The 21,495-nt window shown below is 42.4% G+C and carries 25 protein-coding genes and 2 pseudogenes; 9 read left to right on the forward strand and 18 right to left on the reverse strand.

Annotated features, from left to right (window positions below; translation table 11 throughout):
- Window positions 1–100, forward strand: a pseudogene (locus EWV68_RS18415) (IS630-like element ISMae26 family transposase); the annotation flags it as partial.
- 15 nt (window positions 101–115) lie between these two features.
- Here the strand turns inward: EWV68_RS18415 and EWV68_RS18420 are convergent.
- From EWV68_RS18420 to EWV68_RS18435, 4 genes and pseudogenes are all read right to left on the reverse strand, one after another.
- Window positions 116–352 (reverse strand): annotated as a pseudogene (locus tag EWV68_RS18420) (ion transporter); the annotation flags it as partial.
- Window positions 353–431: 79 nt separating this feature from the next.
- Window positions 432–1,349, reverse strand: a complete 918-nt coding sequence (locus tag EWV68_RS18425; RefSeq protein WP_287170654.1) for an NAD(+) kinase — start codon at window positions 1,347–1,349, stop codon at window positions 432–434.
- Window positions 1,350–1,372: 23 nt separating this feature from the next.
- Complete coding sequence (locus tag EWV68_RS18430; protein ID WP_061430606.1) at window positions 1,373–2,350, reverse strand: SDR family oxidoreductase; 978 nt, start codon at window positions 2,348–2,350, stop codon at window positions 1,373–1,375.
- 61 nt (window positions 2,351–2,411) lie between these two features.
- On the reverse strand, window positions 2,412–3,302 hold the full coding sequence (locus tag EWV68_RS18435) for a S66 peptidase family protein (protein ID WP_061430605.1): 891 nt from the start codon (window positions 3,300–3,302) through the stop codon (window positions 2,412–2,414).
- A 58-nt stretch (window positions 3,303–3,360) separates the two neighbouring features.
- Here EWV68_RS18435 and EWV68_RS18440 point away from each other — a divergent pair, with 58 nt between their 5' ends.
- Window positions 3,361–4,185: an Rpn family recombination-promoting nuclease/putative transposase gene (locus EWV68_RS18440; protein ID WP_287170655.1), complete on the forward strand. Its 825-nt coding sequence runs from the start codon at window positions 3,361–3,363 to the stop codon at window positions 4,183–4,185.
- A gap of 298 nt (window positions 4,186–4,483) precedes the next feature.
- Complete coding sequence (locus tag EWV68_RS18445; protein ID WP_039899996.1) at window positions 4,484–4,684, forward strand: hypothetical protein; 201 nt, start codon at window positions 4,484–4,486, stop codon at window positions 4,682–4,684.
- A gap of 17 nt (window positions 4,685–4,701) precedes the next feature.
- On the opposite strand, the gene EWV68_RS18450 is transcribed toward EWV68_RS18445, so the two are convergent.
- The 7 genes from EWV68_RS18450 to trxA all read right to left on the reverse strand — a co-directional run bounded on the left by EWV68_RS18450 (window position 4,702) and on the right by trxA (window position 8,919).
- Complete coding sequence (locus tag EWV68_RS18450; RefSeq protein WP_002800061.1) at window positions 4,702–5,160, reverse strand: cupin domain-containing protein; 459 nt, start codon at window positions 5,158–5,160, stop codon at window positions 4,702–4,704.
- 48 nt (window positions 5,161–5,208) lie between these two features.
- Window positions 5,209–6,051, reverse strand: coding sequence for a dihydropteroate synthase (gene folP / locus EWV68_RS18455; protein WP_287170656.1), 843 nt, complete (start codon window positions 6,049–6,051; stop codon window positions 5,209–5,211).
- 94 nt (window positions 6,052–6,145) lie between these two features.
- Window positions 6,146–6,943: a hypothetical protein gene (locus EWV68_RS18460; RefSeq protein WP_287170657.1), complete on the reverse strand. Its 798-nt coding sequence runs from the start codon at window positions 6,941–6,943 to the stop codon at window positions 6,146–6,148.
- A 174-nt stretch (window positions 6,944–7,117) separates the two neighbouring features.
- Window positions 7,118–7,777 carry an ATP synthase subunit B family protein gene (locus EWV68_RS18465; protein ID WP_004163116.1) on the reverse strand — a complete coding sequence of 220 codons (660 nt, stop codon included), beginning with the start codon at window positions 7,775–7,777 and terminating at the stop codon, window positions 7,118–7,120.
- A 36-nt stretch (window positions 7,778–7,813) separates the two neighbouring features.
- Entirely contained in the window at window positions 7,814–8,287 is a 474-nt protein-coding gene (gene coaD / locus EWV68_RS18470) for a pantetheine-phosphate adenylyltransferase (protein WP_002758057.1), read from the reverse strand.
- Window positions 8,284–8,568 (reverse strand): DUF427 domain-containing protein, encoded by a 285-nt coding sequence (locus EWV68_RS18475; RefSeq protein WP_004163118.1) that lies wholly within the window; start codon window positions 8,566–8,568, stop codon window positions 8,284–8,286. The genes coaD and EWV68_RS18475 overlap by 4 nt, the downstream gene beginning before the upstream one ends.
- Before the next feature lie 33 nt (window positions 8,569–8,601).
- Window positions 8,602–8,919: a thioredoxin gene (trxA, locus tag EWV68_RS18480; RefSeq protein WP_045360722.1), complete on the reverse strand. Its 318-nt coding sequence runs from the start codon at window positions 8,917–8,919 to the stop codon at window positions 8,602–8,604.
- A 338-nt stretch (window positions 8,920–9,257) separates the two neighbouring features.
- On the opposite strand from trxA, the gene map reads away from it, so the two are divergent.
- The 5 genes from map to EWV68_RS18505 all read left to right on the forward strand — a co-directional run bounded on the left by map (window position 9,258) and on the right by EWV68_RS18505 (window position 14,396).
- On the forward strand, window positions 9,258–10,103 hold the full coding sequence (gene map, locus EWV68_RS18485) for a type I methionyl aminopeptidase (RefSeq protein WP_287170658.1): 846 nt from the start codon (window positions 9,258–9,260) through the stop codon (window positions 10,101–10,103).
- A gap of 90 nt (window positions 10,104–10,193) precedes the next feature.
- The gene (locus tag EWV68_RS18490; protein WP_012264267.1) at window positions 10,194–10,595 is read left to right on the forward strand and encodes a universal stress protein; all 402 of its coding nucleotides are present in this window, start codon (window positions 10,194–10,196) and stop codon (window positions 10,593–10,595) included.
- A 438-nt stretch (window positions 10,596–11,033) separates the two neighbouring features.
- Entirely contained in the window at window positions 11,034–11,258 is a 225-nt protein-coding gene (locus tag EWV68_RS18495) for a DUF2811 domain-containing protein (RefSeq protein ID WP_002800048.1), read from the forward strand.
- A 49-nt stretch (window positions 11,259–11,307) separates the two neighbouring features.
- Window positions 11,308–11,934 carry an aminoacyl-tRNA hydrolase gene (gene pth / locus EWV68_RS18500; protein ID WP_287170659.1) on the forward strand — a complete coding sequence of 209 codons (627 nt, stop codon included), beginning with the start codon at window positions 11,308–11,310 and terminating at the stop codon, window positions 11,932–11,934.
- Window positions 11,935–12,068: 134 nt separating this feature from the next.
- Complete coding sequence (locus tag EWV68_RS18505; RefSeq protein ID WP_287170660.1) at window positions 12,069–14,396, forward strand: WD40/YVTN/BNR-like repeat-containing protein; 2,328 nt, start codon at window positions 12,069–12,071, stop codon at window positions 14,394–14,396.
- A gap of 120 nt (window positions 14,397–14,516) precedes the next feature.
- On the opposite strand, the gene fumC is transcribed toward EWV68_RS18505, so the two are convergent.
- A complete protein-coding gene (fumC, locus tag EWV68_RS18510; protein WP_287170662.1) occupies window positions 14,517–15,920 on the reverse strand; it encodes a class II fumarate hydratase in 1,404 nt (467 codons plus the stop codon).
- 252 nt (window positions 15,921–16,172) lie between these two features.
- On the opposite strand from fumC, the gene EWV68_RS18515 reads away from it, so the two are divergent.
- A complete protein-coding gene (locus EWV68_RS18515) occupies window positions 16,173–16,460 on the forward strand; it encodes a YggT family protein (protein ID WP_002750032.1) in 288 nt (95 codons plus the stop codon).
- A gap of 4 nt (window positions 16,461–16,464) precedes the next feature.
- On the opposite strand, the gene gshA is transcribed toward EWV68_RS18515, so the two are convergent.
- The 6 genes from gshA to EWV68_RS18545 all read right to left on the reverse strand — a co-directional run bounded on the left by gshA (window position 16,465) and on the right by EWV68_RS18545 (window position 21,491).
- Window positions 16,465–17,619, reverse strand: coding sequence for a glutamate--cysteine ligase (gene gshA, locus EWV68_RS18520; protein ID WP_061430597.1), 1,155 nt, complete (start codon window positions 17,617–17,619; stop codon window positions 16,465–16,467).
- A gap of 39 nt (window positions 17,620–17,658) precedes the next feature.
- Window positions 17,659–18,051: a pre-16S rRNA-processing nuclease YqgF gene (locus tag EWV68_RS18525; RefSeq protein ID WP_004163127.1), complete on the reverse strand. Its 393-nt coding sequence runs from the start codon at window positions 18,049–18,051 to the stop codon at window positions 17,659–17,661.
- Window positions 18,052–18,374: 323 nt separating this feature from the next.
- Window positions 18,375–18,794: a helix-turn-helix domain-containing protein gene (locus tag EWV68_RS18530; protein WP_061430596.1), complete on the reverse strand. Its 420-nt coding sequence runs from the start codon at window positions 18,792–18,794 to the stop codon at window positions 18,375–18,377.
- Entirely contained in the window at window positions 18,760–18,993 is a 234-nt protein-coding gene (locus EWV68_RS18535) for a type II toxin-antitoxin system HigB family toxin (RefSeq protein ID WP_239697982.1), read from the reverse strand. Before EWV68_RS18535 ends, EWV68_RS18530 begins: the two co-directional genes overlap by 35 nt.
- Window positions 18,994–19,089: 96 nt before the next feature.
- A complete protein-coding gene (locus tag EWV68_RS18540) occupies window positions 19,090–19,329 on the reverse strand; it encodes a hypothetical protein (RefSeq protein ID WP_061430595.1) in 240 nt (79 codons plus the stop codon).
- A 215-nt stretch (window positions 19,330–19,544) separates the two neighbouring features.
- Window positions 19,545–21,491, reverse strand: coding sequence for a pentapeptide repeat-containing protein (locus tag EWV68_RS18545; RefSeq protein WP_287170664.1), 1,947 nt, complete (start codon window positions 21,489–21,491; stop codon window positions 19,545–19,547).
- Window positions 21,492–21,495 lie beyond the last annotated feature (4 nt).

Raw genomic sequence — 21,495 nt, forward strand, 5'->3', positions numbered from 1 at the left:
TTACAAAGACTTAATAGAAGGGATTGAATTGGCTATGTTAGAAGTTACTCAAAAAGATATTCGCAATTGGTTTACTCACTGTTGCTACTGTACCTCATAAGTCAGAGAATTGCTATAGTTTTGATTCCGCACACCAAAACCGAATTAAATACTCTAGGGAAAATAAGCTTAAAATTCCCCAATCAAGCTGACGTAACCACATTTGCCAAGTGGCGGATAAGGGATAGGTTTGAGCCACATAAATCCCCAAAGATAGTAAAATTAATGCCAAGATAAGCAGATTTACCGTCAGTCCGATCGCCGTGGTGACATCCTCTAAATAAAAAGCTATTTTGGCACGAAAAGAGAGCATAAATTCAGCTATCAGTAAACAGTAAGCAGTAATCAGTGAACTGAAAGCTCACATCTGATAACTGATCACTGATAACTGATTAAGGTAATTCCACCGAAGTTGGTTTAGCAATATGAGGTAAACCCCAACCTAATTTTTCCCGGAGGATGCGGAAGAATTCCGTCGATTGCAGACGAATAAAATGGACTTGGTGGGGTGATTTCTGCACATTAATTCGATCTTCTGGCAAGATATAAGAACCGCCATTACCGTCCACTACCATCACCATCCGATTAGCAGTTGCCGGGAAAATATTTACAGTTTCCTTGTCAGAAAATACCAAGGACCTGGAAGCTAAAGAATGGGGACAAATGGGGGCTAATTGTAATACCGGCACATCGGGAGTTATTACCGGGCCACCGGCGCTGAGAGCATAGGCAGTAGAACCGGTAGGAGTGGAGAGAATCACCCCATCGGCAGCGATATCGACGGGCGCGTGTTCACCAATTTGAATCTCAAAATGACACATACTGGTGAGGGGTTCGCGGTGGACGACCACCTCATTGAGAGAAAGTGCCTCCCAGAGGAGGGTATCTTCGCGAAATAGTCGCACCGTGATCATCGAGCGATTTTCGATGGTGTAATTCCCCTCTAGAACCAGTTCTAAGGCGGGTTCAAGCTGATTTAGGTAAATTTCGGTCAAAAAGCCCATGTGTCCCGTATTGACCGTTAACAGGGGCAAATTGAGGGTGGCCAACTGCCGGGCTGCCGATAGGACTGTACCATCGCCCCCCAACACGATCGCAAAACTTAAATCCTGATCGAAGTGGGGGGGGACTAACTGATCGATCGGGGTAAAACAAACCGGACGAGAGGGTTTAGAATGGCCTAGCAGGCCACCGCTGCCGGTAGCCATAAACACCTGCCAACCTAGGGAAAGTAGCTGATCTTGTATCTGATGGGCTGTTTTACAAGCGATAGGCTTAATATCGTTGTAAATAATGCCGATTTTGGGCATTGACAAATTTTCCTACTGCTGAATCACGCTTTCTTTTTGAAAGGAGTTTTCTTCTTCTTCTGAGCTTTTTGTTTCTCGAAGTCGATTTCCTTGAGCTTCTTGAGAATGCGGCTAAAGTATTCTTGTAAATAGGATTCTAAAGTAGTTGTTTGACTCGGATCAAGGCCAAATACTTGATAAACTTCTTTCATTGGAGCATCAAGAGCTTGACCACTAGCGAGAACTTCCGCAAAAGCTAGTCGGTCGGATATATTATAGGTCCATTGGAAACAACGGCTTATTCCCCGCATAAAACGCAGTAATCCCATGGGTAAACGCCAAATTTTCCCCTCTTTACCCGATAAGCGTTCGCAAACTTCGATAATTTCTTCAGCTTTCCAAGCTTTGCTGCCCACCACGGGATAGGATTGACCGACGGTTTCGGGGACTTCTAGGGCGCGAACGGCGAATTTAGCGATATCTTGGGTGTCCATGTAGGCGATCGCCGTACTTTCCCCCGTGATCCAGACCGTTTGATTATCTAACATCGGGATGGCGTATTGACCGATTAAACCCTGCATAAAGCCACAGGGACGCAGAATTGTATATTTTAAACCCGATTCTGCTAGAAATTTCTCGGTACAGCGTTTTATCTCCATTAAAGGCACGTTGGGATATTTTTCGGCATTGAGAATCGAGAAGAAAATAAAGCGATCGACTCCCGCAGTTTTGGCCGCTTGAATCAGATTAACTTTACCATCCCAATCCACCTGTTTAATGCTGGCTGAGTCCGTCGCCCGGGCCGTAGCGGCATCGATCACCGCGTCCATTCCCTCTAAAGCGGTAATAATGGTACTCTTATCCCGCAGGGTTCCCCCGACTAATTCCGCGCCCCATTCCTTCAAAAAAGCCGCTTTTCTCTGACTGCGTACCAAACAACGCACTTGATGTCCCTGATCGATGGCATGACGCACGATCTGTCGCCCTAGGGTTCCTGTCGCACCGACAACTAATACTTTCATCTATAATTAATTTTTTGTTACATTTGTTAACACTTCTCTAAGATACTATCAAAAAAGTGGATCATTGGGGATAGAAAAATTCTAAGATTCCCCGATCCCCGTCCAGTTCTACCATTGTTCCCACCGGTAAAGCGGCATTATCGCCATCATGACCGAAAGGTAACTCAGCAATAACCGCAATACCCAAATCGCCCAAACGCTCTTTTAAGACTTCCTCTACGGTTTGACTATCACTACCGGAGGCCGCCAGACAACGGCTAAAACGACCGAGAGCAATGCCTTTAATTTGGGAGAAAATGCCCAGCATTCGCCACTGAGTTAACATTCGATCGATCCGGTAGGGGGCCTCGGTTACGTCCTCTAGGGCTAAAATTACCCCCTCTAGGGTGGGTTGAACCGAGGTTCCGAGGAGATGGGTGGCTACGGTTAAATTAGCTGGTAATAAGCGTCCCCGCACTTTGCCCCCACCCCAACCTTGACCGACAAGAGGGGCTAAAGGACGACCTTCCAGAAGAGAAAAGAGGCGATCAATTGATTGGGGACTTTCTTGGGCTAAGGTGGTTAAAACTGCCCCGTGAACGCTACAAATGCCCTGTTTCGCTAAACTCCATAAAATCCCCGTCACGTCGGAAAAACCGATTAACCATTTCGGGTTAGTTTTTGCCCATGTCCAATTTTCTAAGAGGCGAGCGCTACCGTAACCCCCCCTAGCGCAGAGAATTGCTTGACAATCGGCATCTTGCCATGCTTGGGCTAAAGCTTGACGACGTTGCTCGTCGCTACCAGCGAGATAACCGAGACGATTCGACCAATTCTCGCTAAATTCCACTTGATAACCCCTCGATCGCCAGATTTCTACGCCTTTTTCTAGGGCGGCTAATTCCTTGACGGCTCCACTGGTGGCCACCAGAGAAACTTTAGCACCGGGTTGCAGAAACGATGGGATGATCATAGGTTAGTTCTCTTTTGTTGGCGGATTAAGCGGAAATTACAGGTAATTTTGTGACAGCATGAAAACTGACAGCATATTCTATCGAATGTTTCTCGATTTTCCCGATTCGTTCTTTGAATTAATCGATCGACCCGATGCTATCGTGAGCAATTATCGATTTACTTCCCAAGAAGTTAAACAACTAGCTTTTCGATTGGATGGTTTATTTTTGCCGCTCGATAATCTAGAAAATTCGCCCTTTTATCTGGTAGAAGTGCAGTTTCAAAAGGATGAAGACCTATATTATCGATTATTTTCGGAACTTTTCTTATATCTTAGACAGTATAAACCTTTATCACCGTGGCAGATAGTTGTTATTTATCCTAGCCGAGAAATTGAGCGAGAACATCCCCAGCAATTTGCAGATTTGTTATCCTTGGACAGGATTAAACGAATCTATCTGGATGAATTGGCAAATGACGAGACTCCTTCCTTAGCGATCGCCATGATCAAATTGGTCACGGAAAGTGAGAGTCAAGCTGTTACTTCTGCTAAGATTTTAATTAAACAGGCTCAAAGAGAACTGAGCGATCGCTTAGTGCAGAAAAATGTCATTGATTTAATCGAAACGATCATCATTTATAAGTTACCCCAAAAAAGTCGAGAGGAAATTGAAGCTATGTTGGAACTACAAGACCTAAAACAAACTCGTTTCTATCAAGAAGCTTTTGGAGATGGCATTGAACAGGGAATTGAACAGGGAATTGAACAGGGAATAAACTTGCAAAAATTGAAAACAATTCCGCTACTGCAAGACCTCGGTTTAACCCCGCAACAAATCTCGGAACGCTTAGACTTGACTCTGGAAACAGTGCTTAACTATTTGGCACAACAGCAACAATGATCAATCCTGTTTCAACAGTCTAGAAAAGCATCAATAGTAGTGAATCAGTGACCTTTAAGCTATCAGGGATAACTCGATGAATAATGACTTATTGACTTTCTTCTTTTGTGTTGCCCTTCTCATTCTCTATCTAGTTTTTTCAGCTTTAACCGAGATGGGAACAAAATGGCCTTGGACAAAAAAATAGAAATACTTATAGAGGTTAATAAACATAACACCGGCCAAGGTATTCGGCCATTGGAAAAATTATCGAGATTTGCTATCTAAAAAATTAACTCGATCGCTCTACTGATAAAATATGAAACTAATTGCTGATATTTCTCCCAGTTTGGATTTATTCTTGTTGCTTTTTTTCTGGCATTGTCTCATCGGTGGCATTGCTACAGTAATCGCTATCAATAAAGGCTATCCAAGATTAAATTGGCTAATCTTCGGACTTCTGGGAGGGACTTTTACCTTTTTTATCGCTCTTTTCCTGAAAAAAAAGCCCAAAATTTAAGGAATAATATGGCTTGATCATCCTTTAATAGTTCCCATCAACACCTCTAAATCTTCTGCGTCTAACTCCTCTGGGATACCATTGCGAATTAATTCCGAAAAATCCTCATTAGGAACCATAAAACATAGTGCATAAAGTCTTCCGTCCCCCACATTTCTAATCTCGTGAATACCCGTGGGACGGACTAATAAACTATCCCCCGGACCGAGGGGAATCGGTTTACCATCACAGATAGCCATTCCCTCCCCTTTGAGGATAAAAAACATTTCTACGGCAAAATGATGACGATGGGTAGGGGTGCAACCGTGGGGATCGAAAATTTCCACACAGACGGTCAAGGAATCCCCCGCTACGGTAGAATCAAAGACGATCGCCAAACGATTCGTATCCCCAGCGCTAATGCGAAAAACTTGATAATCCCGGGGAGATCGAATCACGGGTAACATACAATGATCGCTGGTTAGTTGGCTATTCATCGCTGATTTCGATCGAAGTGTGGATGATTCTAAGACTAGCAAAAATTTTCAACTTCGCTCGATTGCGTCCACCACTTTACTCACATCTACGATCGCGGCCACATCATGAACGCGCAGGATATCGGACCCCTTAGCGATCGCTATGGCACAGGCCGCCGCCGTTCCGAAAACTCGTTCTTTTGGGTCATCTTTGCCTGTAATCTCGCCGATAAAGCGTTTTCTCGACAATCCAATTAAAATAGGTAAACCTAAATCCCGAAATTGCCCTAATTCTCGCAATAACTCAAGATTTTGTCGTCCAGTTTTGGCGAAACCAATCCCCGGATCGATGATAATATTTTCCCTAGCAATACCCCACTGTAAAGCTTCCTTAACGCGATTCTGTAAAAATTCTTTAATTTCCTTGACTAAATCGTCATAATGTGTTAGAGATTGCATGGTTTGCGGATTGCCCCGCAGGTGCATGAGGATGATGGGAACGGCCAATTTAGCCACCGTGGGCAATAATAGGCGATCGAAGGTTCCCCCAGAAATATCATTGATCAAATCGGCCCCGGCGGCGATACCTTGGGCTGCCACGATCGCCCGGGTAGTATCGAGAGAGATAGGAATAGAACTTTGTTGTCGAATAGCGGTGATTACGGGGATAACTCGCGATAATTCTGCTTCTAGGCTAATTTCTTCGGCTCCCGGACGGCTGGATTGACCACCGATATCGATTATATCAGCCCCGGCCTCGATCATTTTCATCGCCTGTAGCAGGGCATTTTCAACATTGTCGAATTCTCCCCCATCACTAAAACTATCGGGAGTAACGTTTAAAACACCCATGATATAGGTGCGTTTTCCCCAAGCAAAAATATGTTCACGAATTGCCGTTAAATTAGACATAATACTAAATCCTGTTGAAAAAGTATAGGAAAGTGAGCAGTTTTTTCAGTGAACAGTAAACAGTGAACTGATAACTGATAACTGATGGTCATAGTTAATTTTTAGGTAGAGAAGAATCTTTTAATTCAAAATAAGCTTGTACTTCTTCTTTCCAGAGTTGATATTTTTCTTGAATTAGTTGATATTGACTGGCAAAATCGAGGGGCAAATCAACGAGATTGGTATCGATATCGGATTGCACTAATTCCCGTTCGATCAGGGTTTCTCGGATAAATTTTAAACATTCTTGTCTGAAAGTTTCCGCTTGATCAATAATTAGCTGGACTTGATTAATTGCTCGATCATACAAGGGGGTTTGTGAATGAAAAATTTCGGAAGATGCGGCCAGATTTCGCAGTCTATGTAATTGATTTTTCTTTTCTACTAAACTGGCAATTTTGGGGTTAATTTCAAAAAGTAAGGTTTTCACCAGAGGAGCCAAGCGGCGAGTATTAGTATAATCGTAGTTATCAAGGTCTGATTTAATCAAGTGTACCTGTTGTAAATCGACGGTAATATCGTGGAATTGTATCTCGGTTTCGGTGATGGTGGGATGAATCGTTTTAACTTTCCAAGTAGTAACAGAAGTCAACTGCTGGTGATTGCTATTAACCATTTGCCGCTCCATTTTCAGCACATCAAGGGGAATGCTATAAATTTTTTTCTCAGGAATATAGATGACATCACTACCGAGAATGCGATCGATTTTAGGACGACGATATAAATAATGATACAGGAATCGATAAAAGCTTTTACTGCCTTGAAATATCTGGACAAATAACCAAATTTTCCATCTGAATAACCCGCTAAGAAAGCGTCCGAATAGATGGGAATTCGAGGAGGGGTTATTCATGAAATTCCGTTATCAGTTATCAGTGAGGGATTGGGGGTTTGGTTCTTTTCAGTGAGCGGTAAATAGTAAACAGTAATCAGGGATAAAGATGAAGATAACTAACTAACTAATTAACTTAAAACTTACATCTGATAACTGATCACTGATCACTGATCACTGATCACTGATCACTGATTAAGGACGTTCTCCGGGTAGATTTTTTGACGATGTTGGTTTCGATCTTACCTGTTGACGACCGTTGCGAATAACTTGTAACATTTCCCCTAATTCTCGATCGAGATGTTCTAAAACCGCTTCGGCATAGTCGTCAGCGCCTTTTTGAATTTCATGACATTCAGCTTGGGTTTTTTGTCGTAACTGTTGCACTTCCTGCAAGGTGCTGTGACGCATCTGTTCGATTTCATCGAGGGTTTGTTGTTGCAAGGATTCACACTCCTGCTGAACCCGTTGACGAATTTGGGCCGCTTGCCGTTCTGCTTGTTGAATAATACCGGACTCATCGAGAATTTGGGCGGCTCTTTGTTGAGCGGAACGAAGGACTTGTTGAGCGTATTCTTCTGCTTTAGTGATAATTTCCTGTTCTTCCTGCAAAATTGCTAAAGCTTTCTGTACTGCTGGTGGCACGGTTTCATAGATGAGATCGATCTGTTCGGCTATCTGTCCCTCATCGATGATTGTCCAACGGGTGAGGGGGATATGGAAACTATCAAAAATCATCTCTTGCAGACGCGCCAAATCCTGATAGATATCGAAATCGACGGGTGGACTGGGAACCCCACTATTAGAAGTGTTAGGTACTGCTTTTCTGCGATCATTAGGTTCTCGGCGCGCCATAGGTTCAGATCGTCCTCATTGCTGTATTCTAGTATGTTAACTGTAGTATGAGTAAATATCTCTAGAAACGTTTTCTGGGACTAGATGGGTGACGGAGCCACCGAATTGAGCGATTTCTTTAACCACGCTACTACTTAAAAAACTATATTCTTTGGTGGTGGCTAAAAAAACCGTTTCGATCCCTTCCCAGAGGGTTTTATTGGTATGGGCCATTTGCAGTTCTTTTTCAAAGTCTGAGAGGACTCGCAACCCCCGCAACAGCACCTTAGCGCCTTTCAATCTGGCATATTCAACCGTCAATCCTGAAAAACTGTCTATCTCAACGTTTTTCAGGTGTTTTGTACAGTAACTGATCTGTTCTATGCGTTTTTCGACGGTAAATAAGGGGTTTTTATGGGGATTGCAAAGAACTGCCACGATTACTCGCTCGAATAGTGGCACACTGCGTTCGATAATATCTAAATGACCGAGTGTAACTGGATCGAAGCTGCCGGGGTAGATGGCGATCATTTCTCAACCTGCACACCTCGCCAAAAAGCGATATATCCTTTGATATTTTGGGCTTTTGGTTTAGGATCGGGATAATACCAAGCGGCATCTTTATTGTCCTGTCCATTTACCCTGAGAGTATAATAACTAGCCTCTCCCTTCCAAGAACAAATGGTATGGGTGTTACTGGATTGAAAATATTCAGCTTTGATGGTATCGGGGGGAAAATAGTAGTTTCCCTCGACAATTTCGCAGTTATCGCTTTCGGCTACCACTGCACCATTCCAAATCGCCTTTGCCATGGCACTAACTCCTAGTTCTGGTTCAAAATTATCTTACAACAGAGTTTGTAAATGTTGAACCAGTTGGTTAACCTGCACCACTCCCTCGATTCGATCGATCGGTTGACCATTTTTAAAGACTACTAAAGTCGGTAAAGCTTGAATACCGTACTTAGTGGCTAAATTAGGATATTTGTCTGTATCAATTTTGACAATTTGTAGGCGATTTTTGAAATACATTCCCGTTTGTTCTAGAATCGGAGCCATCATTTGACAAGGACCGCACCAAGTGGCATAGAAATCCACTAACACGGGGAGATTAGTGGTTTGCAACAGTTGCTGAAAACTGGAAAACTCTTTTTTGACTGCCATAAATTGTCACCTCGCCGGAAAAATAGCCTTTTCCCTACTATAGCTTTTCTAAATGTCCCTTAGCTCTCCTGCAAAAGTAAGTTCTCGAGGTGCTATCGGCTCAAAATATCTTAAAACTCAGATAAATTTGCGATAATTTTCGGTTTTATGGCTAGGATAGTTGTCTCTTGTCTTTTTTATCCTCATCTCCCTGCTCCCCGCTCCCTGCTCCTGTCTCGGAGTCTCCTGTCTCGGAGTCTCCTGTCTCCTCACCTAACGGAAGATTTTTGATTTCTCCAGAGCAGTCATCGATCGCTGGGAAAATGCTAAGTTAAGTAAAGACTCTGAGCCAACTGTCCATGAACATCCTAACCAAGCTGCTTTTTCCCGAAACTAAAACTCCAGAGCAAGTAGGTTCGCCGCGAGTACAGAAAAGCCGCCGGGGAATCGAGACTAAATCCGCCGCCGAAATCGTGATTATGCGACAAGCGGGTAAAATTGCCGCCACAGTCCTTAAGGAAATCGCCGAGATCGCTCAACCCGGGATGACGACGGCGGATTTGGATGCCTATGCGGAAAAACGTATCCGCGAAATGGGTGCTACTCCCAGTTTTAAAGGTTATTATGGCTTTCCTGCCTCGATTTGTGCCTCCGTCGATAACGAAGTCGTTCACGGTATCCCTAGCCCGAAAAAACGCCTCAAGGCCGGTTCTGTGTTAAAGGTAGATACGGGGGCCTACTACCAAGGTTATCATGGGGATTCCTGTATCACGATCGCGATCGGTTCCGTCTCTCCCAAAGCCGAAAAATTAATCCGCGTAGCGGAAGAAGCTTTATATAAAGGCATAAATCAGGTAAAAGCGGGCAATTATCTGCTCGATATTGCGGGAGCGATCGAAGATCACGTTCAAGCTAACGGTTTCCAGGTGGTAGAAGATTTTACTGGTCATGGAGTCGGCAGAAATCTCCACGAAGAACCCTCGGTATTTAATTTTCGCACTAATCAGTTACCCAATGTCAAACTCCGCACCGGGATGACTCTGGCAATTGAACCAATTGTCAACGCGGGATCTAAACATACCAGAACTTTGCGCGATCGTTGGACGGTGGTGACGATGGATAATGCTCTCTCCGCTCAGTTTGAGCATACTGTCTTAGTAACCGCCACGGGGTACGAAATCTTAACCGAGCGCAATAACCTATAAAATTGTCTATCTAGGCATAATGGCAGAATCAAAGATTTTTTGCTCCGGAATCTTAATTGGAAGTTTGTTTAGCGGCAGGATTTAGTCAAAATGTTTAAAAATATCGTTGTTGCCTTAGATTGTGGGGAATTATCGGATCGAGTCCTTGATTCCTTGAATTCCCTTTCTCTAACGGCAAATTCTTGCCTCATCCTCACCCATATCCTCGGCAAGGAGGGAGATGAATCGCCAGTTGATCGCCCTCACCCCTCCCGTGAGATCATTGAAGATCAATTGCGCTGCTATCAATCCCAGATTGCTGCCCCTAGTGAAATCGAGGTCATCTTTGGTGATCCAGCGGAGGAAATTATTCGTTTAGCTAATATCTATCATGCTGATCTGATCGTGATCGGCAGTCGGGGATTAACGGGAGTTCAACGGGTGATCGAAGATTCTGTTAGTAGTCTCGTGGTGGCAGAAGCTACCTGTTCAGTATTGGTGGTAAAAGCATAGCAGCCAGCATTCAGCTAGAAAAGGTACTCTGGCAAGAGTGCCTAAGTAGTCTTGATCATCACTACGGATTAAAATTTGCAAATCTTATTTTTCCCCAATGTTTTCCCCCATACATTCCCCGGTATTTCCCCACTCACTCCCAAGTTTTCCACAGTTTACCCAGACTTTTCCACAGGCAACAGCGATAGAATCGGCACTTGCTTCTAGAAAAAATTAATCTTGATTGTAAAAATCCCGCTCGATAGATACTGAGTTATTGTTAAGTTGAGTAAATAAAATCTAGCTCTAACCCTTATTCCCTCGTAAATATTAAGTTTTTCTAAAGCATTCCTTTACATCTGGTAATATTGCAACTCCCCCCAACTTGGCTCACAATAGTCCTTACTGTCCACTGCACCAGTCAGGGATTTCCCCACTTCAGATTCAGAGGTAAACGATATGAATACATCAGTCAGTATCTTGGCAGAAATCCCCGAAATCCTCCACCAATCCCTACAACAATATCTAGAAACTCACCCCGGTTGGGATCAAGATGGTGTGTTTACGGCGGCTCTGTCATTTTTTCTACTTAATTGTCAATCCTCCGAAAGGATGAATTTTGAGGAGCAAAATAGCTGTGCCAAGGTTTATCTAGAAACTTTGTTCCAGCGCTCGGAGTGCTAATTCGGGGATAATAAGAGTCGGGTCATGGTTAAAAACCCGATTTTCCCCTATGAATTCCGATAAAACCCCTAATTTAATCATTCCTCAGCTAATTATCGGTTTGGGTAATCCCGAACCCAAATATGATCGCACCCGTCATAATATCGGTTTTGAAGCTGTGGACTCATTAGCACGGGATTGGGGGCTATCTTGGCAGGAAAACAAGCGATTTCAAGGTTTTATTGCCGAAGGTGACAGTCCTCTCCCGGGCAAAATTCGTCTCTTGAAACCCCAAACCTATATGAATCGCTCCGGGCAATCGGTGCGATCGGTGCTGGACTGGTATAAACTAGCTCCAGAGTCGATTTTAGTCATTTACGATGATATGGATCTGCCCCTAGGCCGGTTGAGAATCCGTCTATCGGGATCGGCTGGCGGACACAACGGTATTAAATCAATGATTGCCCACGTTGGCACGGAAAACTTCGCTCGTTTACGCATAGGAATCGGTAAATCAACCGAAAAAGCGACAATTTCCCACGTTTTAGGCCGATTCACCCCCCAAGAAAACGAAGTCATCTTGAAAGTGTTAGACTTGTCCAGAAAAGCGATCGAACTTGGTCTCAAACAAGGGTTACAAAAGGCAATGAGTCTCTACAATAATCAAAGTGTAGAGATTGGTTCTAATCTATGCTGATAGCACATAAGCCCGATTTTAGTAATGGTTATAATCGCCATTTTTGTCTATACTCTTACAGAACCCTCGGTCAAATTTTGATCGCCCTTTGCTAGATTAGGTCAATTTTTATCCTCGATATTAGCAGTTTAAGTATGATTAATCGCCAAAGTTTGCTGAGATTCGCCCACAAGTTTAATCTCATTTTATTGATAATCGCTACAGTTTTTTGTCTTTGGGGTAATCCCGCTTTTGCCCATCGTCCCCATGATGTGATTAGTCAATTGGAAGTTTCTCCCGATTTCCAGACAGATAATACAGTATATATCTTGGTGCGAAATAACTTTTATAAGTCTAGGGATGGAGGTAGCAACTGGACAAGATTAATTCAAGGTTTAGATTATACGGGTGAATTAAGTTCCCTATCCCTATCTCCCCTCAATAAAAATATTCTCTATTTAGCTTCAAGATCCGATGGTATTTATAAAAGTGAAGATGCGGGGGAATCTTGGCAGAAAGTTAATCAGGGTTTGGAAACTAAATTTATTAACTTCGTAGAAATTGCCCCTTCCGATCCCAATATAGTAGCGGCAGTGGGATTAGAAAAAGGGGTTTATTTAACCGAAGATGGCGGTCAAAATTGGTCAAATATTTTCCCCACCACGGCACTGATAACCTCTCTAGCTATTACTCCCAACAATCCTGATCGAATTTTTTTCGGGGATGAACAGGGTAAATTATACAGTTCCTCCGATGGGGGGAAAACTTGGCAGAATCTCCCCTTACCTGCTAATGTGGGGGCAGTGGATACAATTGCTTTTTCTCCTAATTTAGACAGGGATAAAACCTTTTTTGTCGGCACAAAAGAAGCAGGTATTTTTAAAACCGTTGATGATGGTAAAAGCTTCCAAGCTGTTAACGAAGGAATTAAGGATAAAATCATCGAAGACATCGTTATTTCTCCCCAGTATACCCAAAATTCAACCCTTTATGCCATCACTTGGTATGAGGGAATGTATGTTTCGCAAGATGGGGGCAAAAGTTGGACAAAAATGAGCGAGGGTTTAACCAAAGATAAACAGGCTGATGATTATAAAGTTCCCCATTTTATGGATTTAAAAATAGTTCAAGATACGATGTTTTTAGGGGGATTTAATGGCTTATTTAAAACCACAGATAGCGGCAAACAATGGCAGGAAATAGAAACTTTAGCCCGGGGAACAGTTATCGCCATGGCGGTTTCTCCTAATTATGCCGAGGATGCCACTGTCGTCATGGCTAATTATGTAGGCAATATCTTCATCAGTCGGGATAAAGGGGAAACTTGGACACCAATTAATCGCGGTTTAGAGGTTTATCGACTTGGTAAAGATCCCGAAGAATCAGGACAAGATCCCCGGCGTTTCTTTGACATTGCCTTTTCTCCTAACTATGGAGAAGATAGAACTATTTTTGCGGGGTTTTTACGCAATAAATTTGCCAAATCCGATAACAGTGGTGATTTCTGGAAAATTATCGAAATCGATCAGAGAGTCCGCGGTCCGAGGATAGTTCCTTCCCCAGATTTTGCCAAGGATAAAACTCTTTTTCTCACCAATCAGCAGGGTAGAATATTTCGTTCTACCGATGGAGGAAATACGGTTAAAAAGATCAGTGAAGTGGGCAGAATTTTTGGTAATTATGCCCCTGCCATGGTAGCTTCCCCTGATTTTGCTAAGGATAAAACTTTGTTTGTCACGGGAAAAGAGGGTATTTATCAAAGTGTTGATGGTGGACTAACTTGGAAAAATGTCAGCCAAGGAACACCTCTATCAAAAACCCCTAATGTGCAGTTGGCAATGTCTCCCAATTATCCCAGTGATGGAACTATTTTTGCTGGGACAATTTCTGGTTTGTTTGTCACCAAAGATGGGGCTAAAAGTTGGACAAAATTAGAGAAACCAGGGTTTAATCCGCAGGCATCAGTAGAAACCATTGCTATCTCTCCTGATTATGCTAATGATCGCACGGTAATAGTTAGTTTACAGGGAGATGGTTTGTTTAAATCTACCGATGGAGGAGAAACTTTTAAATCAATTGGTGATCCTAAAATACCCCTAGTGAAAATTCATAGTATCCCTTCCTCTGGTATCTCCGTCCAGTTTTCTCCTAATTACGCTCAAGATAAAACTTTATTCGGTTTTGGTGGCGCTAAAACTACAGTTTTTCGTTCCACCGATGGGGGAGAAACTTGGACAAGTGTAACTATTCCTCCTCACGCGGAAGAAAATACACCCCGCTATAAAATCGGTGAATTTTTCTCCAGTCCCCTTGGCACAATCTTGCGCGTGGTTATCCCGATTCTCCTGGCAATCGCCGCTTATTTTCTGGTGGGTTTCTTGAAACTGGAGAAAGTTATTAATCTTCCTAAACCATTCTTCCGCATGGCAGGGGCATTTATGGTTTTTCTCTTTGTTTTCTTCGCTATCATTAGCCAAGTTTAGCGGAAGTTTTCACCGGCGGGGCTTGACAAATCCCGCCGCTTGCCTTATAATTATATATATAATGGGAATCCGTGCCTGCCTGCGACCTCTGATTTTTACGGTAGTCAACCCCTCAGAGAATTAACCATCGGCAACGTAGGGATTGACCATCTTAGCGGGGTCAACAATGCGATCAAAATCCGCTTCTTTGATGTATCCCAGTTGCAAGGCTGCCACTTTCAGGGTTAAATCCTTTTCTAGGGCATAATGAGCGACGTAGGCAGCCTTTTGGTAGCCAATCACGGGACTTAAGGCAGTCACCAGCATCAAGGATTGATTTAAAAAAGCCTCAATTTGTTTTTGATTAGCAGTCATCCCCTTAACCGAAAACTGACAGAAATTACCGCAACCATCAGTGAGCAAACGGATAGACTGCATGAGATTATGAATCAACAGCGGTTTATAGACATTCATTTCCAGATGTCCTCCGGCGCCTCCCATCGTCACCGCTAAATCATTAGCCATCACCTGCAATGCTATCATCGATAAAGCTTCGCATTGGGTGGGGTTAACTTTCCCCGGCATAATTGAAGAACCCGGTTCATTCTCCGGCAGCTGTAATTCTCCGATTCCACAACGGGGACCACAGCTAAGTAAACGGATATCATTAGCAATTTTATACAGGGAACTAGCGATAGTTTTCAATCCCCCGCTCAAGAAAACTAGAGCATCGTGGGAACCTTGCACGGTAAACTTATTAGGGGCGGTAATAAAGGGTAATTTGGTCAGATTAGCGATTTCGGCAGCCACATCTCGATCAAAATCTGGGGGAGCATTAATTCCCGTACCGACGGCAGTTCCTCCCAAGGATAAACGATAGACTTTTTCTAGACATTTTTCTAGCCAATCGCTGCCATCATCCAATAAACCCACATAACCGGAGAATTCTTGTCCGAGGGTTAAAGGGGTGGCATCCTGTAGGTGAGTGCGACCAATTTTAACTATATTTGCCCATAATTGCGCCTTTTCATCGAGACTATTCCGTAATAGTTGCAGACTGGGAATTAATTTTTCCTTGACTGCCAAGGCAACGGCAATATACATGGCCGAGGGAAAGGAATCATTAGTCGATTGGGACATATTAACATGATCGTTGGGGTCCACGGGAGTTTTGCTACCCAGAGGATTCCCCGTCAGTTGACTACAACGATTGGAGATGACTTCGTTGATGTTCATGTTAAATTGGGTGCCACTTCCCGTCATCCAAACGTAGAGGGGAAAGTTATCCGCGTGTTGTCCGGCTAAAATTTCATCGCAGACTTGACAGATAAGGTTTTTTCTCTCCTGACTGAGACGATTTTTTTGCTGATTGACAATTGCACAGGCTTTTTTGAGAATGGCATAGGACCCGATCATCTCCCGGGGCATGAGATTATCACCGATACTAAAGTATTGTAGGGATCTTTGGGTCTGCGCTCCCCAAAGTTTATCGGCAGGTACGGGAATTTCTCCCATGCTGTCTTTCTCGATGCGAAATTCTGTCATCTTTAAGTTACTTCTGCATCTGGCCTGAAAAGAGAGGGTCTCCAGGACGACACGGATTCCCATTATAATAAAAGTATAAGTCAAGTCTGGCTGGTTTGTCAAGCCCTATGGGGACTTTTTCTGGCGGCATTTTTACCCGGGAGGTTGGCAAGAATAACTGGCAGGGCGCTGGGGCGATTAGGATGATTAAATGAGACAAAAACTGTTATATTTTAGGGAAGATAATCGGTAAAAAAGACGGGATTGGAGACTATGGACACAGCGATCGCATTAAGTTGGACATTGGGAATTATCTTAGGGTTGATGACCCTTTTGTTTATCTTACGGATCGTGCTGACTTGGAATCCACAGGTAGATTTAAATAGCTTTCCCTTTAATATTATTGCCTGGCCAACGGAACCTTTTTTAATCCCCGTGCGTAAACTCATACCCCCCTTAGGAGGAGTTGATATTTCTCCAATTATTTGGGTGGGAATTTGTACGCTGCTGCGGGAAATTCTTCTCGGTCAACAGGGTTTAATTACCATGGCATTAAAATAATTATTTAAGCAACTAGAATATGCTGACATAATTTATGTTCTAACTCTCGTTCCTCTTTTTCTAGGGTAATAATCGCCTGTTTGATAATACTTTTAACATCCATACCTTGGTCGTATTGTTTTAACCATTGTTGTGCAGTGTTACCTTCGCGGAGGATTTTTTGTAAGGGAGAGAGGAAACAACTAAAACCCTTTTCTTTAGCGATCGGATAAACTTGAACATAGAGGTCTTTAATCCAATCCCTAGCTAAGATTTCCCGGCCATCGTACCAATGTCTCAGGGTGGCATCAAGACTAAAACGTGCGGCAGCCTGTTCGTTTTCTTGGGTTAAAGTTAATAAATCCTCGCTGCGATTGCTGCTGGGTAATTGACTTAAAATTAAGGGGTCTAATTGGGGAGCTTGTAAAAGTTGAGTTAAACGGGCCTCTAAAAAAGCCATAACTGCTAATAAACTAATAGGATTAGCAATCAGGTCACAAATTCGCAATTCTAGACGATTGAGATTATAGGGACGATTGCTACCGTTAGGACGTACTGACACCCAGAGATGACGAACATTCTGCATCGTACCGAGTTTTAATTGTTCCTGGGTCCAAGTGACAAAATGTTTATGACTTTCAAAGAGGGGAACATAAGCGGGAGTTTGGGGGAAAACTTGCCAACGACGGGAATGGGACCGGGTGATTTTACCGTCGAGAAAGGGAGAAGAAGCACTTAAAGCCAAGTATAAAGGAGCTTCTAGGCGAATTAAGCGACAGGCACGCATTAAATCCTCATAATCGCTAATACCGACGTTAATATGAATACTGGCCGTGACTACATTAGTGCCGTAGGTCTGTTCGATATAGTCATGATAGGGATTGTGGGGGTCACTGCGATAAAAATATTGACTATCGCCCAGGGAGAGGGTACTGCCGGGGATGAGGGTATAATCGCCTAAACGACGCAAATATCGCCGTAGAGCGAGACGAGGTTTTAAAGTAGCGCATAAAAGACGGTCATAGTTAGTCATGGGAGCCGTAGTATATTCTACGTTACGACTATCCGGTTCCAGGACAAAACCATCTAAATCCTTGACAATGCGATCGGATAAACCGATAATTTCTCCGGCTGCTGTTCCGGTGTACATTTCCACTTCAAAACCTTTACTTAGGAGCATCGTCAATTCACCCTGCTGTGTCTATTTTGTAGTGTGACATTATTTGGACTGTAAATGACGTTCGATCAGCAGAATCGCCACTATATCATCAATGGGGCGATCGGGAAGACGCATACCTTGGGGGATGAGTTTCTGTAATCCTTTGGGGGGGAACATTTGCCAATAGCGATCGCGCGCTTCTAGGGTACTATTGCGTTCATCTACTAGAGTAATCGGGATGGTGATACGAGCGGCAATTTTTTGGCGCCAACTTTTCGAGGTGGTTTGGTTCCCCATCACCAATAATTCGAGCGGATATTGTTGACAGAGACTAGCTAAACGCTCGATCGCTTGTGACGATGCTATCACCTCATGGGTATAAATTTTCCCTGTCGATGACCTGACCGCGATTCCACATTTATCCTTACCCGGATCAAAACCGAGAATACACATAGTTTTTATCTTCTGCAGCAGTGGTCGGTTTTATTAAATCACTAAATTAGGGTCTTGGGTGTCGGGTTTTGGGGTTTTAGGGTGTTGGGGTTTTAGCAGGGTAAGCACATCTTAACAATCCTTGACAAAATTAACTTTATGTGAGTTGCTTACCCACGATTCAGGCATATTTGAGGAGAATTTGCCATCTCAATTGTTAAGCAAAAATCGACCAAATGGGTCGAGTTCTTGACTAGGGTTTGCGGCAAAAAGTTTCTCCTGGGGGCAGGGTGTGGGGTGTAGGGTGTAGGGTTATAACCAAGCATCACCTATATAGCACAAATTTACTGAGTAGATAAAAATAAACTTGAGTCAACGTGAAAAAACTGTCCTAACTTTACAGCTTGTTTTTCTGTTATTATTTGTTGGCCAATAAGAATATCAGAAACTATTGTTTTTGAACCTAGTATATCTGATAAATCTTTTTCTTGTAAGTTGTTAGCTTCCATGAGTTCCCAGAGTATTGAATGGGGTTCTGATTCTTCAAGGGGATAATGATCTTGTTCGTATTTTTCGATTAAAGTCAAGAGTAAATTTAACAAGGTGGTTTCTTCTAGACTGCGATTTTCTCCATGAGATAAGGCCTCAGCTAGGTTAATAGCCTGTTCGTTTTCTGCATCGTTTTCTATTACTTTTGGTAGATACTCGGCTAGTAACCTTCCGTAGGTATCACGGTTCAAAGTAAGGGTCATTTTTCCACTCATCTTTGTCATACTCCGCGTGAGTCAAAATGTACTTGATGTAAATTATTTGATCTTTGTAAACGATATCTACTGGCTGCGGTCGTGCCGGCAAGAAATAGCCCACCGTCTGACCCTGGCAAGTGACGGCGATGGGAGTAGTAGAACTCAAATATTTGGCGAGATGCTCCCGGAATTCTCCCATTCCGATTTTTTCTAGCATAGACTATTGCTTTTCCCGCTTGTGTACTGTTGTGTAGATAATTTTAGCAGAAAAATCTTAGGTTGGGGACGTGCTAACTCGCTGATAATGTTAGTATCACACAGGAATGTCATTTAAGCTTTCTGCAAATGGATTAGAACGATCTTGGCGAGGAGGAACTTCTATAGTATAGTTTTCTTCAGCACAAATTTGTCGCAATTCTGCTAAAGCTTGGGCTAGGTTATCAAAATCTGTTTGAGTTTCATGGGCAGCTAATTTCTTCTCTAAGAGCAATCTTTCTTCTTCAGAAAGGGATTGGATCATTTGGACGAGAGATTCAATCAATTTGGCATTCATGTTTTTTTCCTCTTTAGTAAGATTATCAAGATTCTAATTCGATTCCTCAAACAGTGATAGAAAATCACGGCGAACACTCACTAAGCTGTCAAGCATTAAATTACGAACAGCTTAACCTTCCGTAGGTATCACGGTTCAAAGTAAGGGTCATTTTTCCACTCATATTTCTGCTCCCCAAAACGAAAAGATAACTGCTGTATTTAAATTTTTACAGTTTATTTTAAATAAATCAAGAGATTTAACCCCGGAATCGTGCGCGAGAGAGTCCAGATAAGGAGAGTGATATAAAAGATGCCGATACCCCATTGATACCAAACTAAAAAAGAAATGATAGCGGGTAATTCTTGATCGCGAACTCGCCAATCATTAAAGCCTAATTTTAGCAAATTATTGAGACTTAAATCGTAATAATTTAACCAATTCCAACGCTTTTGCCAAGGAATAGGATTATAACGATCGCGAAAGAGGGGAAATTCGGGAACCACGGGTAAACGGGTGATTAATAAGCGTAATTGTCGCATACTACCATCTTGCAGGAAATAGGAACTATCCATTAAATCGTGATAGCGTCCCCGACGATAAAGTTCGATAACTAAAATTAAGGGTAAGGGGACAAGAATTAGGGCAATAGCTGTTAAAGTTAGTAGGGGACGACTGGCAGATTGCAGGATATTAAACACACCTGAAAGGGTGAGAATAATATAGCTAGTCACCATACAAAAGATTTCATAACGACTAGGAATTACTGGTTTAGGAGTGAGACGACGCACGCGATCGATTAACCAAAATAAACAGCCAAAATAGGCAAAAATTATGATTCCTGTCCCGAAAACTAAACTAAAATTTGTACCATCTTGACTTAAGAGTAATAGTAAAGCAAGGAAAGAAGTATGCAGAAAATCAGCTACCCAAGTGAGGTTAATTAGGCGAATAACTGAGATATTATTCAGTTTTTGTTTTAACTGTTGAAATCGCAATTTTTCGGTTTTGTATTCAATTTGATTGGCATCGGCAATTTGTTCTAGGGAGCGAAAATTACGAACTAAATTTCTTAAAACTGTCTCATTTCCTGTTAAGGTTGGTAAATAAATTGCTTGACCAATTACTCCTCTATCTCCCAGTATTTTCGCTTTATCAGAATCAAAAGCTAATCCTGATACACTCAAATAACTATTTTTAGTAAAAGTGGAATTACTAAAATCTACCTGATCTAAAAGTTTCACATCTTGAAAACTAACCACACCATTAAAATAACTAGACCGGAAAGCGCCTGATTTTTCAAAAGTGGCATTTCTAAAGGTTAATAAACTTAAAAATCTACTCTTAGAAAATAGCGGACGATCTCGCCATTGACTTTGGGAAAAATTGGCTTCCTTTTCCCAGAAAGTACGGGTAAAATCTGCGGGTTTATCGTATTTAGTTTGATCAAAATAAGCTTCAGCAGTAAAATGACTGCCATGGAAGTTAGTAATACTTTTAAAATGGGCCGTGCGAAAGATGGCTTTATTTAAAAATTGACTTTGACTAAAATTTACATCTCCCATAAAATTGGCTTTGGTAAATTTCGCTACCCTAGCAAAACGCGATTCTACCCAATTACTTTCACGACTAAATTTTGCTGCCATGGCTTCGACAATTTGCAGAAAAAAAGTCTTAGAAAAGTCCACTTCTCCCATAAATACAGTTCCCTGCAACTTCACAGGTCCGCGAAATACTGTGACATTAAAAACTGGTTCATCGCTATCGAATAAAAAATTTTCGTCCTGTTGTAATAACTGTTCTTCCGTGGGTGATAATAAGGTAGCGAGAGCCACTTTTGTTAAAGGAGTCGGTAAACCCAGACGGGAAGCGATAAAATTGCCTTGAATTAAGGAATTACTAAAATCTAAACCTAGGGGTTGTTTAGCGCGATTAATTTGACCTTGAATCTGTTGATAAAATTGTTCTTGCAGCTCCTTATTTTCATCGCGTATATCGATAACTAAATTGGCTAAATTAATGGTAGTCATCCCTTCTTTAAGGACGGGTGCGCTTAAACGTTCCTGCAATAAAGTTACTGTTAAGGGAACCCTATCCACTACTGCCAAACTAGGGAGAGAATGTACAGAGAAAAACAGAAAAACAATGATTAGTAACCAGCAGCCTTTCAACAACGCACCCACGACA

This window comes from Microcystis sp. M_QC_C_20170808_M9Col (assembly GCF_007095495.1).
Taxonomy (GTDB): domain Bacteria; phylum Cyanobacteriota; class Cyanobacteriia; order Cyanobacteriales; family Microcystaceae; genus Microcystis; species Microcystis aeruginosa.

What these genes read in the sequence shown, in the direction of transcription:
- EWV68_RS18425 (WP_287170654.1), bottom strand. Translation starts at nt 1,349, where the DNA reads ATGCCCAAAATCGGCATTATTTACAACGATATTAAGCCTATCGCTTGT.
- EWV68_RS18430 (WP_061430606.1), bottom strand. Translation starts at nt 2,350, where the DNA reads ATGAAAGTATTAGTTGTCGGTGCGACAGGAACCCTAGGGCGACAGATC.
- EWV68_RS18435 (WP_061430605.1), bottom strand. Translation starts at nt 3,302, where the DNA reads ATGATCATCCCATCGTTTCTGCAACCCGGTGCTAAAGTTTCTCTGGTG.
- EWV68_RS18440 (WP_287170655.1), top strand. Translation starts at nt 3,361, where the DNA reads ATGAAAACTGACAGCATATTCTATCGAATGTTTCTCGATTTTCCCGAT.
- EWV68_RS18445 (WP_039899996.1), top strand. Translation starts at nt 4,484, where the DNA reads ATGAAACTAATTGCTGATATTTCTCCCAGTTTGGATTTATTCTTGTTG.
- EWV68_RS18450 (WP_002800061.1), bottom strand. Translation starts at nt 5,160, where the DNA reads ATGAATAGCCAACTAACCAGCGATCATTGTATGTTACCCGTGATTCGA.
- folP (WP_287170656.1), bottom strand. Translation starts at nt 6,051, where the DNA reads ATGTCTAATTTAACGGCAATTCGTGAACATATTTTTGCTTGGGGAAAA.
- EWV68_RS18460 (WP_287170657.1), bottom strand. Translation starts at nt 6,943, where the DNA reads ATGAATAACCCCTCCTCGAATTCCCATCTATTCGGACGCTTTCTTAGC.
- EWV68_RS18465 (WP_004163116.1), bottom strand. Translation starts at nt 7,777, where the DNA reads ATGGCGCGCCGAGAACCTAATGATCGCAGAAAAGCAGTACCTAACACT.
- coaD (WP_002758057.1), bottom strand. Translation starts at nt 8,287, where the DNA reads ATGATCGCCATCTACCCCGGCAGCTTCGATCCAGTTACACTCGGTCAT.
- EWV68_RS18475 (WP_004163118.1), bottom strand. Translation starts at nt 8,568, where the DNA reads ATGGCAAAGGCGATTTGGAATGGTGCAGTGGTAGCCGAAAGCGATAAC.
- trxA (WP_045360722.1), bottom strand. Translation starts at nt 8,919, where the DNA reads ATGGCAGTCAAAAAAGAGTTTTCCAGTTTTCAGCAACTGTTGCAAACC.
- map (WP_287170658.1), top strand. Translation starts at nt 9,258, where the DNA reads ATGAACATCCTAACCAAGCTGCTTTTTCCCGAAACTAAAACTCCAGAG.
- EWV68_RS18490 (WP_012264267.1), top strand. Translation starts at nt 10,194, where the DNA reads ATGTTTAAAAATATCGTTGTTGCCTTAGATTGTGGGGAATTATCGGAT.
- EWV68_RS18495 (WP_002800048.1), top strand. Translation starts at nt 11,034, where the DNA reads ATGAATACATCAGTCAGTATCTTGGCAGAAATCCCCGAAATCCTCCAC.
- pth (WP_287170659.1), top strand. Translation starts at nt 11,308, where the DNA reads ATGAATTCCGATAAAACCCCTAATTTAATCATTCCTCAGCTAATTATC.
- EWV68_RS18505 (WP_287170660.1), top strand. Translation starts at nt 12,069, where the DNA reads ATGATTAATCGCCAAAGTTTGCTGAGATTCGCCCACAAGTTTAATCTC.
- fumC (WP_287170662.1), bottom strand. Translation starts at nt 15,920, where the DNA reads ATGACAGAATTTCGCATCGAGAAAGACAGCATGGGAGAAATTCCCGTA.
- EWV68_RS18515 (WP_002750032.1), top strand. Translation starts at nt 16,173, where the DNA reads ATGGACACAGCGATCGCATTAAGTTGGACATTGGGAATTATCTTAGGG.
- gshA (WP_061430597.1), bottom strand. Translation starts at nt 17,619, where the DNA reads ATGCTCCTAAGTAAAGGTTTTGAAGTGGAAATGTACACCGGAACAGCA.
- EWV68_RS18525 (WP_004163127.1), bottom strand. Translation starts at nt 18,051, where the DNA reads ATGTGTATTCTCGGTTTTGATCCGGGTAAGGATAAATGTGGAATCGCG.
- EWV68_RS18530 (WP_061430596.1), bottom strand. Translation starts at nt 18,794, where the DNA reads ATGAGTGGAAAAATGACCCTTACTTTGAACCGTGATACCTACGGAAGG.
- EWV68_RS18535 (WP_239697982.1), bottom strand. Translation starts at nt 18,993, where the DNA reads ATGCTAGAAAAAATCGGAATGGGAGAATTCCGGGAGCATCTCGCCAAA.
- EWV68_RS18540 (WP_061430595.1), bottom strand. Translation starts at nt 19,329, where the DNA reads ATGAATGCCAAATTGATTGAATCTCTCGTCCAAATGATCCAATCCCTT.